General features: G+C 68.9%; 18 protein-coding genes. 7 read left to right on the top strand and 11 right to left on the bottom strand.

Annotation, left to right across the window (positions count from 1 at the left end; translation table 11 throughout):
- Nucleotides 1–63 precede the first annotated feature (63 nt).
- Genes OZ671_RS17975 through OZ671_RS17965 form a run of 3 tightly spaced genes read right to left on the bottom strand, consistent with a single transcriptional unit; the run spans nucleotide 64 to nucleotide 2448 of the window.
- Nucleotides 64–1146 (bottom strand): TRAP transporter substrate-binding protein, encoded by a 1083-nt coding sequence (locus OZ671_RS17975; RefSeq protein WP_268862015.1) that lies wholly within the window; start codon nucleotides 1144–1146, stop codon nucleotides 64–66.
- Nucleotides 1147–1189: 43 nt separating this feature from the next.
- A complete protein-coding gene (locus tag OZ671_RS17970; protein WP_268862014.1) occupies nucleotides 1190–1627 on the bottom strand; it encodes a cupin in 438 nt (145 codons plus the stop codon).
- Nucleotides 1624–2448 (bottom strand): putative hydro-lyase, encoded by an 825-nt coding sequence (locus tag OZ671_RS17965; protein ID WP_268862013.1) that lies wholly within the window; start codon nucleotides 2446–2448, stop codon nucleotides 1624–1626. The genes OZ671_RS17970 and OZ671_RS17965 overlap by 4 nt, the downstream gene beginning before the upstream one ends.
- A gap of 125 nt (nucleotides 2449–2573) precedes the next feature.
- Between OZ671_RS17965 and OZ671_RS17960 the strand changes: the two genes are divergently transcribed.
- Entirely contained in the window at nucleotides 2574–3455 is an 882-nt protein-coding gene (locus tag OZ671_RS17960; protein ID WP_268862012.1) for a LysR family transcriptional regulator, read from the top strand.
- A 32-nt stretch (nucleotides 3456–3487) separates the two neighbouring features.
- On the opposite strand, the gene OZ671_RS17955 is transcribed toward OZ671_RS17960, so the two are convergent.
- The gene (locus tag OZ671_RS17955) at nucleotides 3488–3922 is read right to left on the bottom strand and encodes a DUF2948 family protein (protein WP_268862011.1); all 435 of its coding nucleotides are present in this window, start codon (nucleotides 3920–3922) and stop codon (nucleotides 3488–3490) included.
- Nucleotides 3923–4047: 125 nt separating this feature from the next.
- On the opposite strand from OZ671_RS17955, the gene OZ671_RS17950 reads away from it, so the two are divergent.
- From OZ671_RS17950 to rpoN, 5 genes are all read left to right on the top strand, one after another.
- Nucleotides 4048–4665: a ribonuclease D gene (locus OZ671_RS17950; RefSeq protein ID WP_268862010.1), complete on the top strand. Its 618-nt coding sequence runs from the start codon at nucleotides 4048–4050 to the stop codon at nucleotides 4663–4665.
- Nucleotides 4666–4811: 146 nt separating this feature from the next.
- Nucleotides 4812–5558, top strand: a complete 747-nt coding sequence (gene lptC / locus OZ671_RS17945) for an LPS export ABC transporter periplasmic protein LptC (RefSeq protein WP_268862009.1) — start codon at nucleotides 4812–4814, stop codon at nucleotides 5556–5558.
- Between the two features lie 17 nt (nucleotides 5559–5575).
- Entirely contained in the window at nucleotides 5576–6271 is a 696-nt protein-coding gene (locus tag OZ671_RS17940; RefSeq protein ID WP_268862008.1) for an LptA/OstA family protein, read from the top strand.
- Nucleotides 6272–6295: 24 nt separating this feature from the next.
- A complete protein-coding gene (gene lptB / locus OZ671_RS17935; RefSeq protein WP_268862007.1) occupies nucleotides 6296–7189 on the top strand; it encodes an LPS export ABC transporter ATP-binding protein in 894 nt (297 codons plus the stop codon).
- 167 nt (nucleotides 7190–7356) lie between these two features.
- A complete protein-coding gene (gene rpoN / locus OZ671_RS17930) occupies nucleotides 7357–8889 on the top strand; it encodes an RNA polymerase factor sigma-54 (protein WP_268862006.1) in 1533 nt (510 codons plus the stop codon).
- Between the two features lie 71 nt (nucleotides 8890–8960).
- Here rpoN and proB read toward each other — a convergent pair whose 3' ends face one another.
- From proB to OZ671_RS17905, 5 genes are all read right to left on the bottom strand, one after another.
- Nucleotides 8961–10088: a glutamate 5-kinase gene (gene proB, locus OZ671_RS17925; RefSeq protein ID WP_268862005.1), complete on the bottom strand. Its 1128-nt coding sequence runs from the start codon at nucleotides 10086–10088 to the stop codon at nucleotides 8961–8963.
- 130 nt (nucleotides 10089–10218) lie between these two features.
- Nucleotides 10219–11304, bottom strand: a complete 1086-nt coding sequence (locus tag OZ671_RS17920; protein WP_268862004.1) for a BMP family ABC transporter substrate-binding protein — start codon at nucleotides 11302–11304, stop codon at nucleotides 10219–10221.
- Between the two features lie 123 nt (nucleotides 11305–11427).
- Nucleotides 11428–12237 (bottom strand): enoyl-ACP reductase FabI, encoded by an 810-nt coding sequence (gene fabI / locus OZ671_RS17915; protein WP_038302297.1) that lies wholly within the window; start codon nucleotides 12235–12237, stop codon nucleotides 11428–11430.
- A gap of 77 nt (nucleotides 12238–12314) precedes the next feature.
- Nucleotides 12315–13316: a DnaJ C-terminal domain-containing protein gene (locus OZ671_RS17910; protein ID WP_268862003.1), complete on the bottom strand. Its 1002-nt coding sequence runs from the start codon at nucleotides 13314–13316 to the stop codon at nucleotides 12315–12317.
- A 208-nt stretch (nucleotides 13317–13524) separates the two neighbouring features.
- Nucleotides 13525–14100 (bottom strand): RT0821/Lpp0805 family surface protein, encoded by a 576-nt coding sequence (locus OZ671_RS17905; protein WP_268862002.1) that lies wholly within the window; start codon nucleotides 14098–14100, stop codon nucleotides 13525–13527.
- A gap of 152 nt (nucleotides 14101–14252) precedes the next feature.
- On the opposite strand from OZ671_RS17905, the gene pdxH reads away from it, so the two are divergent.
- Nucleotides 14253–14870, top strand: coding sequence for a pyridoxamine 5'-phosphate oxidase (pdxH, locus tag OZ671_RS17900; RefSeq protein WP_268862001.1), 618 nt, complete (start codon nucleotides 14253–14255; stop codon nucleotides 14868–14870).
- Here pdxH and eutC read toward each other — a convergent pair.
- Entirely contained in the window at nucleotides 14861–15691 is an 831-nt protein-coding gene (gene eutC / locus OZ671_RS17895; protein WP_268862000.1) for an ethanolamine ammonia-lyase subunit EutC, read from the bottom strand. The two genes, pdxH and eutC, sit on opposite strands and share 10 nt — an antisense overlap.
- Entirely contained in the window at nucleotides 15688–17073 is a 1386-nt protein-coding gene (locus tag OZ671_RS17890; protein WP_268861999.1) for an ethanolamine ammonia-lyase subunit EutB, read from the bottom strand. The genes eutC and OZ671_RS17890 overlap by 4 nt, the downstream gene beginning before the upstream one ends.
- Between the last annotated feature and the right edge of the window lie 64 nt (nucleotides 17074–17137).

The raw sequence follows: 17137 nt of genomic DNA, 5'->3' as shown, positions 1-17137 counted from the left end.
GGCGGACATGCGCGCCGGGCCGATGCCGGCCGGCACGACCGTCAGCCTCGGGCCCGGCCGGGCTCAGTTGCTTGCGAAGGTGACGCCGGTCACCGGCGCCACGACGCGGTTGTAGATCTCGCCGCAACGCGCGCCGCAGCGTTTCACCCAGGCCGGCAGCACCGTGGAGGCGAGCACGTTGCGCAGCGTCTCGGTATCGGCCGGCGTCGGCTCGAAGGCGGTCATCGGCCTGTTGTCGACCAGGCGGCCGAGCTTGCAGCCCTCGCGGTTGCCGGTATTGCAGGCGATGCCGTCCTCGGTCGCGGTGCGGCCGAGCTGCCACTGGGCTTCCTCGACCTCCGCCATGGTGGTTTCGAGCATGCCGCGCACCGCCGGGTCGAGCCGGTTCCACCAGGCGATGTTCACCACATAGGCCGAGATCGACCAGAAAAGGGGGAGGGTATAGAGGCTCTGCGTCACCTCGAACCAGCGCGCGCCATTGCCCGAGGCGGTGCCCGTGATGGCGCAGTCGACGACGCCGCGCTCGAGTGCGGCATAGACTTCCGGGAAGCCGATGGCGGTCGGCTGGCCGCCGATGGTGGTGACGAAGTCGTTGGACGAGCCGCCGCCGGTGCGGATGCGCTTGCCGCGCAGATCGGCAAGGCTCGTCACCCGGTCGCGGCAGAAGAACACCTGGGCCGGGAACGGATACATGGCGATGATCTTTACGCCGAACCGCTCCAGTTCGCGGTTCAGCTCCGGCAGCATGGCCTGGGCGACCCGCCGCGACTGGCGCAGCGTCGGGTTGAGGCCGGCAAGGTCGACGACGTCGGCGAGCGGCACGTCGCCGGAGGCGGTGTTGAGCGGCACGGCGCCGATGTCGACCTGGCCGGATCGCACCAGGCGCAGGATTTCCGGGCCGTTGAGATTGCGTTCCGGCCAGCTCGCCAGCGTCACGGTGATGCGCCCGCCGGAGCGCTGGGGCAGGCCGTCGCGCAGCATGGGGATGTCGACACGGCTGTGCTGAGGCAGCGCCGGACCCGGCTGGGTCACCATCTGCACGCTGACCGGCGGGCCGGGCGGCAGGCCCTGGGCGAGGGCTGCCGGCGCGCCGGAAAGACAACCGGCAAGAACCGCCGCGGCGGCGGCGGGGCGGAATGGCGTCATCGGTTTCTCCTCTGGATCGGCCTTGAATCGGCCGTTTTGTGATTCAGATCGGCGGGAAATAGGTGAATTCGATCATCAGGCAGCCGGTTTCGCTGAAGAACGGGCCATGCGGAATGTCGGCCGGTCGGCAGGCATAGGTGCCGGGGCCGAGCCGCGTTACCGGGCCGGGCCCGTCGGCTTGGCCGATCCGCAGTCCGCCGGCGAGGCCAATCGACAGCGTGCCGGAGATGATGAACACCTCCTCGCACCAGGCGTGGCTGACGGCCGTCTCGACACGCGCGCCCGGCTCCCAGCGCGACAGGCGGGTGAGGGCACCCGTGCGGCGCACCGGATCGAGCCGGCCGGAGAGGATCTTCTCCGCGACACCGCAATAGCCGGCAACAGGCTGCCAGCCGTCGGGTCCGAGGGCGTCGAAAAATTCCCGGTGTGCCTTGGCGAAGGCACCGAAACCGGGATGCGCGTCGCCGGCGCCCGCTGTCACAGCGCGGCCAGCCGGCTGTTCTTCAGATCGGTCACCAGCATGGCGCCGGGCGCATGGGTGATGGCGAAAGCGGGTCTGGTCGCGGCGATGACCGCCTGGGGCGTGACCCCGCAGGCCCAGAAGACCGGCAGCTCGTCGGGTTTCACCTCGACCGGATCGCCGTAGTCGGGCCGGGCGATATCGGCAATGCCGATGGCCTCGGGCAGGCCGATATGGACCGGCGCGCCGTGCACGGAGGGAAAGCGCGAGGTGATCTGAACCGCGCGGATCGCGTCGGCCGGCCGGAACGGCCGCATGGAGACGACCAGCGGGCCGGAGAACGGGCCGGCCGGGGCGCAGGCGATGCTGGTGCGGTAGACGGGAACGCCGGTGCCGCAGGCAATGTGGCGCAGCGGCAGGCCATCCTCGATCAGCGCTTCCTCGAAGGAGAACGAGCAGCCGAGCACGAAGGCGACGAGATCCTCGCGCCAGACCGAGCGGATGTCGGTCGGCTCGTCGACCAGCTCGCCGTCGCGCCAGACCCGGTACTGGGGAATGTCGGTGCGGATGTCGAGATCGGCGCCGAGCGCGGGAATGGCGGGGTTGCCGGGCTCGGAGAGCCCGATCACCGGACAGGGCTTGGGGTTCAGCGTGCAGAAGCGCAGGAAATCGGCGGCCAGCGCCTTCGGCAGGATGGCGAGATTGCCCTGGACGTGGCCGCGGGCGAGGCCGGCCGTCTGGCCGGTAATGGCGCCCCGGCGCACCGCATGGCGCACGGCGACGGGGTCAGTGAGTGCGGCTTGGCCGTCCGGACGGCCGTCGGCGTCCTTCGTCTGCAGCATGACCATCGGGCTCCCCCAAGCACGAATGTGAGTGCGCAGAGCAAGTGCAACATTCCTGTTGCATCCGGTCCAATCCGAAGTTTGGATCGGCAATGATAAATTCTACTAATCGAAGCCGCAGTAGAATGATTGATTTCAAAGCGCTCGAAACGCTTGTCTGGGTCGCCACCCTGAGGAGCTTTCACCGCGCCGCCGACAAGCTGAACACGACCCAGCCGGCGGTATCGCAGCGCATCGCCCAGCTCGAGGCCGAGATCGGAGCGCGCCTGCTCGAGCGCGAAAGCCGGCAGGTGACGCCGACCGAAGCCGGCCGCCACGTGCTCGATTATGCCGAGCGGCTGATCCGGCTGCGCGCGGAAATGCTGCACGGCATAGCCGACCGCTCGGCGATCCGCGGCACGCTGCGGCTCGGCGTCGCTGAAACCGTGGTCCACACCTGGCTGTCGCGTTTCGTCGAGCGCATGGCCAAGGCCTATCCGCGCCTCGCGCTGGAGATCGAGGTCGACATCTCGCCGAGCCTGCGCCAGCGCCTGATCGCCCAGGAGATCGACCTTGCCTTCATGCTGGGGCCGCTCGGCGCGCCCCATCTGAAGAACCGGCCGCTGTGCACCTATCCGCTCGGTTTCTTCGCCAGCGACAGCCTCGGCCTGCCGGCGGGCCGGCTCACGCTTGCCGAACTTGGCGCCCACCCGATCGTGACCTTCTCGCGCAACACGCGGCCCTATCTCGTGATCCGCGAGCTGTTCTCGGTGTCAGGCCTGCCGCCGGTGCATATCCATGCCTCGGCCTCGCTCGCCACCATCCTGCGCATGGCCGAGGACGGGCTCGGCATTGCCGCCATTCCGAGCCCGATCGCCGCGGAGAAGCTGACGGCCGGCGAGCTGAAGCGGATCGATACGACGGTGCAGCTGCCCGATCTCGATTTCGTCGCGGCCTGGCGGGCGACGCCCGATGCCGCGACGATCGAGGCGGTGGCCGACCTTGCCGGCGCAGCTGCGGCCGGCTGATTTCCCGGCGAACGCGCCTTTGGGCGCTCCCGTCAGCCGCCCTGGCCGTGGTTGGGCTTCGGGCCGGTCGCCCACATCGGCCCGAGATCGTCCAGCGCCGCCTCGATGCATTCGACCTTGAGGCGTATGGCGGCGTCGCCGGCGAAGACGAGCTCGATCGTGCCGGCCGGCTCCTCGCCCGGCTCGAAGCGCAGCGCGAGCAGGTTGAGCACGGTGTCGGTGCCCTTGGTGATGCCCCTGGCGCTGACCGCGCCGACCCGCTCGAAGCGCACGCCGGTGCGCCGGCGCTGATTCTCGCCGCCTTCGGCGGCGGCCCAGTCGAATCGGTTGCAGACGAAGGCGAACTGCTTGCCCCTGGCAATGAAGGCGATGTCGGACGCCTTGACGACGGCGTCCTGCAGATGAACCGACAGGACGCCCAGGTCGTCGGCGTCGAAGGCGAAGAGTTTCAGCGGCGTGGCGGTCATCGGATTTCCGCGGTCATGGGATGTCCGTCGTCATTGGATTTCTTCCGGCGGCGGTCTTATAGGACGGGAGAACGGTCGCGTCGTCCACAGGCGCGTGGCCTGTCCCCTATTCGAGCCCGAACCCGATGACCATCCGTTCGCACGTGGGCGACCTGCCCGACCTCAACCATTATCGCGTCGGTGTGGTCGCGATCGATACCGAGACACTCGGCCTCATCCCGCAGCGCGACAGGCTCTGCGTCGTCCAGCTGTCGCCCGGCGACGGCACGGCCGACGTGGTGCAGATCCGGCCGGGCCAGCCGAAGCCGGCCAATCTCATGGCCCTGCTCACCGATCCCGGCATCGTCAAGCTGTTCCACTTCGCCCGTTTCGACATCGCCGTGATGAAGCATGCCTTCGGCGTCACCACCACGCCGGTCTACTGCACCAAGATCGCCTCGCGCCTGGTCCGTACCTATACCGACCGGCACGGGCTGAAGGACCTGACCAAGGATCTTCTCGGCCTCGACATCTCCAAGGCCCAGCAGAGCTCGGACTGGGCGGCCGAGACGCTCAGCTCGGCGCAGCTCGACTATGCCGCGTCCGATGTGCTGCATCTGCATGCGCTGAAGGACCGGCTCGATGCCATGCTGGCGCGCGAAGGGCGCACGGCGCTGGCGGAAGCCTGTTTCCGGTTCCTGCCGACCCGGGCCGATCTCGATCTTGCCGGCTGGCCGGAAACCGATATTTTTGCCCATTCGTAAACCCTGGCGATCATCCGATCGGCATCCTACATCCGGAATCGTCCATTTTCCCGTTCCCGCCATGCTGGAGCCATAGAACGGGATAGAGTCCGCCGCCTGCCAGCCAAACCGGCCGCCCGGCCGACGCCAGCCGCAAGGGAATGACGATGGCCGCACGTCCGCTCGACGACTTCGGAGGCGCCGCCGGCGGCGCAATCGGTGTCGCCGAGCGCGCCGAGGCGTTCCGTGCCGCCTATCGCCATTCGCGCCGGGTCCGGCGCCTGCGCATCCTGGTGCCGGTTACGGCCGCGCTCCTGGTGGCGGTGGTCAGTGCCATCAGCTGGTGGGATCCGTTCCGCGCGCTCAACCTGCCCGTGTCGATCGGCGCCCTGTCGCTGTCCGGTTCCAAGGTGACCATGGAGGCGCCGCGGCTGACCGGCTACACGACCGACAACCGCTTCTACCGCGTCACCGCCACCCGCGCCGAGCACGATGTCGCTCATTCCAACGTGGTCGGCCTCTCGGCGATCGACGCGGAGATGGAGCTCGAGGGCGGCGGCATGGCGCGCGTCGTTTCCTCCAGCGGCGTGCTTGACACCAAGTCGGGCGTCGTTCAGCTGACAGCCGACGTCACGGTCACCACCACCAACGGCCAGGAGGGCCGGGTGCGCACCGCGGTGGTTGATACGCGGGCCGGGACGATCAGTGCCACCGGACCGGTCTTTCTGTCCTCGCCGCGCGGCGAAGTGTCGGGTGATCGCATGCAGATCAGCGAGAATGGCAAAGTCATTCTGCTCGAAGGCTCGGTTCGTGGTAACTTCATGCCCGAGCCGCCCGATCCCTCGCTCGAAGGCTCGCCCGCCGAAACCCCGGCCGCACCCGCGGCGCCCCGCAACGACACTGCACCACGCTGATCCGGAGACCGACGAAAATGACGCTGGCCGGCCTTGTCCTGCCCCCGCGCCGCCTTGCGGCCCTTCTGCCGCTGACGCTCGTCGCCGGACTGTCCGGCGCTCCCGCGCTCGCCCAGCAGGCCGGCAGCCCCTTTGTCGGTTTTTCCCAGAACCGCGACCAGCCGATCAATTTCGAGGCCGACCGCGCCGAGGTGTTCGACAATGAGAAGAAGGCGGTGCTGACCGGCAATGTCCGCGTCCGGCAGGGCGAATCGAACCTGTCGACCGGCCGCCTTGTCATTCTCTACGAGGACACGTCGGGGCAGAACCAGGGCCGGCCGGCCACCGTCCCGGGCGGCGCCGGCCAGCAGCCCGGCCAGCAGAATGTCCGCCGTTTCGAAATGCAGGGCGGCGTCATGGTCCAGTCGAAGAACCAGACCGCCACGGCCGAGCGCGGCTCGTTCGACGCCCGGCGCAACGAGGCGATCCTGGAAGGCAATGTCGTGCTGACCCAGTGCGAGAACGTCCTGCGCGGCAGCCGGCTGCATGCCGATCTCACCCAGAACCGGGTCCGCCTCGACGGCGGGGCCTCGACCGGCGGGCGCGTCTCGGGCGTCCTGTCGGGCGGCGGGCCGAACGCTGCCGCGGCCGGCGGCAGCCGGACCAGCAATCCGGACTGCGTGCCGAGCTCGCCGGCGCGTCCGGCGCAACCGTCGCGCGCACCGCGCGGCTGAGAAAAGGGCCTCAAGGACCCACGCATGACCGTTCTCGACCGGATGGCAGGACTTTTCGGGCGCCGCTCTCCCGCGGAGGCGGCGCCGCCGATCGACGGCGATTGGCTGATCCGCCAGATGGCCGATGACGTGGCCGCGCTCGAACCGCCGCCGCCGGAGCCCAAGGTTCAGGGCCAGTACGAGCCCAGGTCCGGCGAGGGCATCCTCAGCGTGCACGGCGTGTGGAAGTCCTACAAGGGGCGGGCGGTGGTGCGCGGCGTCAGCCTGGACGTGCGCCGCGGCGAAGCCGTCGGCCTGCTCGGGCCGAACGGCGCCGGCAAGACCACGGTCTTCTACATGATCACCGGCCTCGTCGAGGCGGACAAGGGCCGCACCGAGCTCGACGGCCACGACATCACCCAGCTGCCCATGTACCGGCGCGCGCGCCTCGGCATCGGCTATCTGCCGCAGGAAGCCTCGATCTTCCGCGGCCTCAATGTCGAGGACAATATCCGCGCCGTGCTCGAGGTGACCGAGCGCGACAAGAAGAAGCGTGAATACGAACTCGACGAGCTGCTCGACGAATTCAACATTGCGCGGCTGCGCAAGAGCCCGGCGATCGCCCTGTCGGGCGGCGAGCGCCGGCGCCTCGAAATCGCCCGGGCGCTCGCCACCAAGCCGTCCTTCATGCTGCTCGACGAGCCTTTCGCCGGCATCGATCCGATCGCGGTCGGCGATATCCAGAACCTGGTGCGCCACCTCAAGGAGCGCAGCATCGGCGTGCTGATCACCGACCACAACGTGCGCGAGACGCTCGGCCTCATCGACCGCGCCTACATCATCCATTCCGGCCAGGTCCTGATGGAAGGCACGCCCGACGAAATCGTCTCCAACCCGGATGTGAGGCGGCTCTACCTCGGCGAGGAATTCCGTCTCTGACGGTCCAGGTAAGGTCCCGTAAATAACGCTAGGGAAGCGGTTTAACCGAACGGTCACGCCAGTCATGGCATGAACCTTGCTAACAGCGCGCGCCCGATCTATTGAATCAGCCTGCGCCCGCTCTCTTGGAAAGAGGCGGCCCACATCCCGTGGTAGCAAGGAAAACGATGGCGCTCTCTGCACGATTGGAGCTTCGCGTCGGCCAGTCCCTGGTCATGACGCCCCAGCTCATGCAGGCCATCAAGCTCCTGCAGCTGTCCAATCTCGACCTCGTCGCCTATGTCGAGGCGGAGCTTGAGAAGAACCCGCTCCTGGAGCGGGCCGAGCCCGCCCCCGAGCCGGCCGTCGACGGCGAGGCGCCCGTCGCGGCCCCCGCGGCCGAACGCGACGCGGAGGCCGGCGACTGGCTGGGCGACGAACTCGACAGCAGCCGCACCGCCATCGAGGAACGGCTCGGCACGGAAATGGAAAACGTCTTTCCGGACGACAAGGGTCCGGAGGTGCGCCACGCCGACGCTGCTTCCGATCCGATGACCTCGTCCTGGTCGAATGTCGGCTCGGGTGGCCGCGACGAGGACGACTACAATCTCGAAGCCTTCGTCTCCGCCGACCTTTCGCTGGCCGATCATCTGTCCAACCAGCTGGCTCTGGCCGTCGAGACGCCGCAGCAGCGGCTGATCGGCCAGATGCTGATCGATGCCGTCGACGAGGCGGGCTACCTGACGGTGACGACGGCCGATGTCGCCGACCGCCTCGGGGCCGATCCGGCTGAGGTCGAGCGCATTCTCGGCCTCATCCAGGCCTTCGAGCCCTCCGGCGTCGCCGCGCGCAACCTTGCCGAATGCCTCGCCATCCAGCTGCGCGACCAGAACCGGTTCGATCCGGCCATGCAGGCGCTGGTCGGCCATCTCGACCTGCTGGCGCGCCGCGACTTCCAGGCGCTGAAGCGCATTTGCGGGGTCGACGACGAGGATCTCGCCGACATGGTAGCCGAGATCCGCCGGCTCAATCCGAAGCCGGGCCTCGCCTATGGCTTCGCACCGGTCCAGGCGCTGGTGCCCGACGTCATGGTGCGCGCCGGCCCCGACGGCGGCTGGCTGGTCGAGCTGAACACCGAGACCCTGCCGAAAGTCCTGGTCAACCAGAGCTACTACGCGCGCGTGTCGAAGACGGCGAAGACCGAGACCGACAAGACCTTCCTCGCCGATGCCATGCAGACGGCGACCTGGCTGACCCGCGCGCTCGACCAGCGGGCCCGCACGATCCTGAAGGTCGCGACCGAGATCGTTCGCCAGCAGGACGCCTTCTTCGCGCTCGGCGTCCAATATTTGCGGCCGCTCAACCTGAAGACCATCGCGGATGCCATCAGCATGCACGAATCGACGGTCTCCCGCGTCACCTCGAACAAGTCGATGGCGACCAGCCGCGGCATTTTCGAAATGAAATATTTCTTCACCTCGGCGATCGCGAGCTCCGAGGGCGGCGAGAGCCATTCGGCCGAGGCGGTGCGCTTCCGCATCAAGCAGATGATCGACCAGGAGGATGCCGCCGACATCCTCTCGGACGATGCCATCATGGACAAGCTGCGCGAATCCGGCATCGACATCGCCCGCCGCACGGTCGCCAAATACCGCGAGGCGCTGCGCATCCCCTCCTCGGTCCAGCGCCGCCGCGAAAAGCAGGCGATGGCGGCGAGTTAGTGGCGAATAGCGAGTAGCGAATGGCGAATAGGGTTTGCTGCTCAGCGCCGTGAGACAGGAAAATTCGCTCGCTACTCGCTCCCCAACACCAGGTCGTCCCGGTGCACCATGGCGGCGCGGCCCTTGTAGCCGAGAATGTCTTCGATCGCCCGTGACGAGCGGCCGATGATCTGGGCCGCCTCGATGCCGTCGAAGGCGACGAGGCCGCGGCCGATCTCGGCGCCGTCGGCACCGCGGATGACCACCGCATCGCCCCGTTCGAAGGCCCCCTCCACCTTGCGCACCCCGGCCGGCAGCAGGCTCTTGCCAGCCCTCAGCGCGTCCACCGCTCCGGCGTCGAGCCAGAGGACGCCGCGCGGCTCGAGCGCGCCGGCGATCCATTTCTTGCGGCTGGTCACCGGCTGGGTCGAGGTCAGGAACCAGGTGCAGGGCCCGCCCGCCTCGATCCGGCCGAGCGGATGGTCGTATTTGCCGGAAGCGATCACCATGGTCGTGCCGGCGGTCGTCGCGATCTTGCCGGCCTCCACCTTGGTGGCCATGCCGCCGCGCGACAGTTCGGAGGCCGCGCCGCCGGCGACGCTCTCGATCTCGCGGGTGATGCGCGGCACGACCGGGATCAGCTTCGCCTGCGGGTCGAGATGCGGCGGCGCGCTGTAGAGCCCGTCGATGTCGGAGAGCAGGACCAGGCAGTCGGCACCGATCATGGTGGCGACCCGCGCGGCCAGCCGGTCATTGTCGCCGTAGCGGATCTCGTCGGTCGCCACCGTGTCGTTTTCGTTGACGACGGGCACGGCACGGAAGCCGAGCAGGGTTTCGATGGTGCTGCGCGCGTTGAGATAGCGCCGCCGTTCCTCGGTGTCGTTGAGGGTCAGGAGGATCTGGCCGGCGACGATCGCGTGCGCGCCGAGAACTTCCGACCAGGCCCGCGCCAGCGCGATCTGGCCGATCGAGGCGGCGGCCTGGCTCTGCTCGAGCTCCAGCGGGCCCTTCGGCAGTTTCAGCATGGTGCGGCCGAGCGCGATGGCGCCGGACGAGACGATCAGCATGTCGGCGCCGCGCGCCGCATGGCGGGCGATGTCCTGGCCGAGCGTTTCCAGCCAATGGCGCTTGAGCGTGCCCTTGGCGCCGTCGACGAGCAGCGACGAGCCGATCTTCACGACGATGCGGCGGAAGCCGGAGAGGGTGGGGGATGTGGTCACGGCATCGACAATGAAGGCCCGACGGCGGGTGGCCGGGGCGAATGAAAGGGAAAGGCCGGCGGACCGGACCGCCGGGCTATAGCACCGGAGCCGGCCGATGCGAACCGGCCGGCGGCCGCGCGGGCCTGGCTCAGTTGCCCGCGGGCATCCGCTCGTCGATGCCGCGGACGTAGAAGTTCATGCCGAGGATCTGCTCGTCCGACAGGACGCCGTTGCCGCGGCACTCCACCGTCTGGCCGTCGGCACGGACCACCGGGCAGCGGAACGGGTGGATGGTGCCGGCCTTGATTGCCGCTTCCGTCGCCTCCGCCTGGGCCCTGACCTCGGCCGGCATGTTGGTATAGGGCGCCATGTGGACGAGATCGGTGTTCAGTCCGCCCCAGACGTCGCCGGACGTCCACTTGCCGTCGAGCACGGCCTGCACGCGCTGCGTGTAGTAGGGCACCCAGTTGTTGACGATCGCGGTGAGCTGCGCCCGGGGCCCGAAGCGGATCATGTCGGAATCCTGACCGAAGGCGAAGATGCCGCGCTGCTCGGCGATCTGGATGGCGGCGGGCGAATCCGTGTGCTGGGAGATGATGTCGGCGCCCTGGTCGGCCAGCGCCTTGGCAGCGTCCGCCTCCTTGCCCGGATCGTACCAGGAATTGACCCAGACGATCTTGATCTTCAGGTCGGGCCGCACCGACTGGGCGCCGAGCATGAAGGCATTGATGCCGGAGACGACCTCGGGGATCGCGAAGGAGCCGATATAGCCGACCGTGCCGGTCTTCGACATGCGTGCGGCGATCTGGCCGAGAATGTAGCGGCCTTCGTAGAAGCGGCCGGCATAGGTGGCAAGGTTGGCCGAGCGCTTGAAGCCGGTCGCATGCTCGAAGCGCACGTTCGGATGGCGCTGGGCGACCCTGGCGGTCGGGTCCATGAAGCCGAAGGAGGTGGTGAAGATCAGCCGGTGGCCGGTGCGGGCGAGCTGCTCGATGACGCGTTCGGCGTCCGGGCCCTCCGCCACCTTCTCGACGAAGGTCGTCTCGATCCGGTTGCCGAAGGTCTGCTCCAGCTGGCGCCGGGCGACGTCGTGCTGGTAGGTCCAGCCGTGGTCGCCGACCGGTCCGACATAGACGAAACCGATCTTCAGCTTTTCCTGGGCGTAGGCGGCCGCAAGGCCGATCGCAATGCCGACGCCGGCGACGGCAGCTGCGAGGAGTGTCCTGAGCTTCATGGGTCCTGTCCCGTCTGGTGCGGCCGGTTGGCCCGGCTGTCGGGCAGGATCGTGGCGCGGCCGGACCCGTTGATCAAGCGGCATCGCCGCCGCCCGGCCCGTCGAAGCCGGGCGTGGCCGGGCCTACTCCTTGGCGACCGAAATGTCCGGGGCCGCCGGGTTCTTCATGCCGACGACATGGTAGCCGGCATCGACATGGTGGATTTCACCGGTGACACCGCGGGCGAGATCGGAGAGGAAGTACATGCCGGCATCGCCGACCTCCTCGATCGTCACGGTGCGGCGCAGCGGCGAATTGTATTCGTTCCACTTCAGGATGTAGCGGAAATCGCCGATGCCGGACGCCGCCAGCGTCTTGATCGGCCCGGCGGAGATGGCGTTGACGCGGATGTTCTTCTCGCCGAGATCGGCGGCAAGATAGCGCACGCTCGCTTCCAGCGCGGCCTTGGCGACACCCATCACGTTGTAATGCGGCATCCACTTCTCGGCGCCGTAATAGGTCAGGGTCAGAAGCGAGCCGCCATTCGGCATCAGCTTTTCGGCCCGCTGGGCGATCGCCGTGAACGAATAGCAGGAAATCAGCAGCGACTTGGTGAAGTTGCCTTCGGTCGTGTCGACATAGCGGCCGGTCAGCTCGTCCTTGTCGGAAAAGGCGATGGCGTGCAGCACGAAGTCGAGCCCGCCGAACAGCTTCTCGGTCTCCGCGAAGACCGCGTCCATGGTGGCCGGGTCGGTGACGTCGCAATGGCCGACGACATGGCCGCCGAGCTCGGCGGCCAGCGGCCTCACGCGTTTTTCCAGCGCCTCGCCCTGGTAGGTGAAGGCAAGCTCCGCGCCCTGGGCCCGGCATGCCTTGGCAATGCCCCAGGCAATGGACCGGTTGTTCGCCACCCCGAGAATGAGGCCGCGCTTGCCCTGCATGATGCCCGCCATCTGATCCTCGCCCGGCAGAATTCTTCAAAAGTGAGCCGGGAGCTATGCCACCGCCGGCGGGACGGTGCAAGGCGCTGTTACATGGCCTGTCGCGGGTCGGTCTTGCGCCGTTCCTTCAGGACGCGGGCAAAACCTTCCAGGTCCGCGCTCGCTTCGGGCAGCACGATCTTGGTCGTGACATAGAGATCGCCGGGTCCGTCCGGGCCCGCCAGGCCCTTGCCGCGCAGGCGGAAACTCTTGCCCGATGCGGTCATCGGCGGCAGGGTCAGCTCCACCTCGCCGTCGAGGGTCGGCGCACGCACCTTGCCGCCGAGGATGGCCTCGTCGAGTGCGATCGGCAGTTCCAGCCTGATGTCGCGGCCTTCGGCGCGGAAATGGGGATGCGGTTCGACCGCGATCACCACATAGGCGTCGCCGGCCGGCCGGCCGAGGCTGGCCGCCTTGCCCTTGCCGCGCAGGCGCATGCGGTGGCCGTCACGCGTGCCGGCCGGGATCTTGATGTCGACCGCCTCGCCCGAGGGCAGCACGACGCGCTGGGTCGCGCCGCGCGCCGCGTCGAGAAACGGCACCTTGACGGTCAGCGTCACGTCTTCGCCGCCGGCCGGCTCCGGTCCGCCGCCGAACGGATTGCCACCGAAGGGATCACCGCCGCGCGCGCCGGCCCGCCCGGTCATGCCGGAGAGAATGTCGAAGAAATCGTCGGCCGTCGCGCCGCCGCCGGCACCCCGCCGTCCACCGGAACGGCGGAAGCCGTCCTGGCCGAAGCTGAAGGTCTCGAAGATGGTCTCGGCTCCGCCGCCGCCCGCGCCGCGTCCGCCAGAGCGGCCGAAACCCTCGAAGCCGGAAAAGCGCGGCTTGCCTTCCGCATCGATCTCGCCGCGATCGAAGGCCTGGCGTTTCGCCTCGTCGGACAGCAGCTCGTAGGCATTGTTCAGTTCGGCGAACCGATCCTGAGCCTTCGGGTCGTTCGGATTGGCGTCCGGATGCAGCGCCTTGGCCTTCTTGCGGAAGGCCCGCTTGATATCCTCGGCGCTCGCCGTGCGCGCGACGCCGATCACGTCATAGGGATCGCGTGGCATGGTGGTCCTTCAAACAATCGCCAGGGCGCGCTGGCTCGCGCACTGGCGCCGCTACGTCGTGGCCTCAAGGGAAACGCGCCTCGTTCGAACGGCGGAGCGGGGCGCAGATCCCATTCAGGACACAGGGGATGGGTTCAGTCGGCGTTCAATGTGGGGATTGTCACCGATCTTGACAATGTGTCGGGAAAGGCTGCGCCGGCTGCGCACGCTAGCCTCGGCGCCAGGGCCTGACTTCGAGCACCGCCCATGCGCCGGCGGAGCGGCAGGCCCGGCCGTCGAACCAGACCTCCTTGCCGTCCTTGATGGCGCTGCCGAGGAAGTTGCGGCAGGTCTGGCCCGCCGTGCCGTTGGCGCGCTGCAGCGCCGTCACCGTGCCGCGCATGCCGCTCTCGGCGTTCTCCCAGGGCAGGCTGGGCGTGTCGGCAGGATCGGCCAGGGCCTCCAGCAGCACGCGCCTGGCCGCCTGCCAGTCGGCATCCGGGATGGGCGCGGTTCCCGCAGCAGGCTGGCTCGCCGCATCCTGCGGCGTCGGGCGCCGGATCGAGCCGGTCGTCACGGCATCGTCGGCCTGGTAGGCCTGCAGCCGCAACGGCTCGCCGCTCCCGCCGGATCGGGCCTGGTCACGGGCCGCCGGGCTGGCCGGTTCGGCCTGGGCCGTTGCGGCGGCCGGGGCGGCCTGGCTCGCGGGCGGCGTCGTCTGCGTCCTCTCCCAGAGCGAGGGCAAGGTCACGGCGCAGCCGGCAAGGCCCGCCGCGGCGACGGCGAGGACGGCGAGGCGCAGCACGCGGCTCCCGCATGGGTGGCCTGGCGATCGCGGCCTTGGGCGCGACCCCGCCTCGGCGCTATATGCTTGGCTCGCGCCAAACGCTTCACCCATTCGCTCGCGACTCCGCAGCCCGATACCGTTCTGGGCGGAGTGAACAACGGAGTTGGTTAATGTCAGGTTCGGATCCGGAAGACTTCGCCGCGAGCGACGAGCCGTACGAACTGTTCGCCCGCTGGATGGCCGATGCCAAGGCGTCGGAACCGAACGACCCCAATGCCATGGCGCTGTCGACGGTCGATGCCGACGGCCTGCCCAATGTCCGCATGGTGCTGCTGAAGGGCGTCGATCCCAAGGGGTTCGTGTTCTACACCAACACCGAAAGCCAGAAGGGCACCGAGCTTCTCGGCGCCGGCAAGGCGGCTGTCGTGTTCCATTGGAAGTCGCTGCACCGCCAGGTCAGGGTGCGCGGCCCGATCGAGCAGGTGTCCGACGCGGAAGCGGATGCCTATTTCGCCTCGCGTCCGCGCGCCAGCCGCATCGGCGCCTGGGCCAGCCAGCAGTCGCGTCCCCTGGAGAGCCGGTTCGCCCTGGAAAAGGCGGTCGCGCTCTACACGGCCAAATATGCCGTCGGCGAGGTGCCGCGGCCGCCGCACTGGACCGGCTTCCGCATCCTGCCGGTCTCCATCGAATTCTGGCACGACCGGCCGTTCCGCCTGCACGACCGCATCGCCTTCCGCCGCGACAAGCCGGAAGGTCCCTGGACCGCCAAGCTGCGGCTCTATCCCTGAGACGGGCGGCCGGCGAGCCGGTCCGCGCCCGACGGCGCGGACAAGGCGGGATCGCTGTCGTCCTTCAGCGCGACGCCGGTGAGCCGGCGCCGGAACGCTTCGCGCGTCAGCCAGGCCAGCTTGAAGGCCGCGGCGTCGATGCCGAGGCCGCCGTCGCGGATGTTGGAGACGCAGTTGCGGTCGGCATCGGCCCGGCCCGGGCGGGCGTCGAAGGTCAGATAGGCGCCGAGGCTGTCGGCGGCGGAGAGGCCTGGCCTTTCACCGATCAGCACCAGCACCGCGCGGGCGTCGAGCGCGGCCGCGACGGCGTCGCCGAGCGCAACCCGTGCGCCGGTCGCGATTACCACCGGCCCGAGACCGATGCCGGCCGCGCCGAGACGCGGCACGAGGGCGGTCACGAGGCGGACCGCGCCCGCCTCGACCGCGGTGGCGGAAAGGCCGTCGGCAATGACGATGACGAGATCCACCGGCCCATGGCGATGGCGGGCAAGGCGCTCCGCTGCGGCCGCCGAAAGCCGGCGGCCCCAGTCCGGGCGCCTGAGATAGGCGGCGCGGTCGCGCGCCTCGCTCTCCACGGTGACGGTCGCCAGATCGATCGCCGCCAGGGCGGCGGCGATGCCCGCCGTATCGAGCGCGGCATGCACGGCGTCGCGCGCCTTGGCGTGGGCGAGCGCGAAGGCCAGCACCTCGCGGGTCGGCAGCGAGCCGCCCGCCCGGCCGATGGCGATGCGGGCCGGCGTCATCGCCGCCAGATGCAGCCAGGGATCCCGGCCGGCGCCACCGCCATCGACCGTGTCACCGTCGCTCCTGTCCATGGTCATGACAGGGCTCCCGCGGCGGCGATCAGCCGGTGGCCGGAAGGCGCGGGCAGCAGCCTGCCGGCAGCATCGGTCAGCCCGATGGTTTCGAGCCAGGCCTCGAATTCCGGCGCCCGTTTCAGGCCGAAGGTCTCGCGCACATAGAGCGCGTCGTGGAATGAGGTCGACTGATAGTTGAGCATGACGTCGTCGGCGCCGGGCACGCCCATGATGAAGGAGACGCCGGCGGCGGCAAGGCAGGTCAGGAGCGTATCCATGTCGTCCTGATCGGCTTCGGCGTGATTGGTGTAGCAGACGTCGCAGCCGAGCGGCACGCCCATCAGCTTGCCGCAGAAATGGTCCTCGAGGCCGGCGCGCAGGATCTGCTTGCCGTCATAGAGATATTCCGGGCCGATGAAGCCGACGACCGTATTGACCAGCAGCGGCGAGAAGGCGCGGGCGACGGCCTGGGCGCGCGCCTCCAGGGTCTGCTGGTCGACGCCGTGGTGGGCGCCCGCGGAAAGGGCGCTGCCCTGGCCGGTTTCGAAATACATGACATTGTCGCCGACCGTGCCGCGCTTCAGCGAGCGGGCGGCATCGAGCCCCTCCCGGATCAGGGCGAGCGTGACGCCGAAGCCGGCATTGGCCTTTTCCGTGCCGGCGACCGACTGGAACACCAGGTCGACCGGGGCGCCGCGTTCGATCAAGGCGATCGAGGAGGTGACGTGGGTCAGCACGCAGCCCTGGGTCGGAATGGCGTGGCGCTGGATGATCTCGTCGATCAGCCGCAAGAGATCGCCGATGCCGCCAGGCGAATCGGACGCCGGATTGATGCCGATCGTGGCATCGCCCGCCCCGTACATCAGCCCGTCGACGATCGACGCGGCGATGCCGGCCGGATCGTCGTAGGGATGGTTGGGCTGCAGCCTGACCGCCATGGTGCCGGGCAGGCCGATCGTGTTGCGGAAGCGTGTCACGACCTGCGCCTTCCGGGCCGCGAGGATCAGGTCCTGGTTGCGCATCAGCTTGGAGACGGCGGCAGCGATCTCGGGGGTGACGCCGGGTGCAAGGCGCGCCAAGGCCGCGGGCGTTGCCGCCGCCGACAGCAGCCAGTCGCGGAATTCGCCGACGGTCAGATGCGCGACCGCGGCGAAGGCGCGCTCGTCGTGGCCGTCGAGGATCAGCCGGGTGACCTCGTCCGCGTCATAGTCGATCAGCGGCTCGGAGAGGATCGCCTTCAGCGGCAGGTCGGCGAGCGCGAGCCTTGCTGCGACGCTTTCCTCCCGGCTCGCCGCCGCGATCCCCGCGAGCTGGTCGCCGGAGCGGATCGGCGTCGCCTTGGCCATCAGCTCCTTCAGGTCGGCGAAGACATGCGTCGTGCGACCGACGGTCGTGCGAAACGGCATCGCATCTCCTGATCGTGTATCCAGCCGACATCAATATGATCTAAGGAGAGTGGCGCGGCGACCC

It is taken from the genome of Phreatobacter sp. AB_2022a (genome assembly GCF_026847585.1).
Taxonomy (GTDB): Bacteria; Pseudomonadota; Alphaproteobacteria; order Rhizobiales; family Phreatobacteraceae; genus Phreatobacter.
This window is presented reverse-complemented; position numbering and strand designations above follow the sequence as displayed.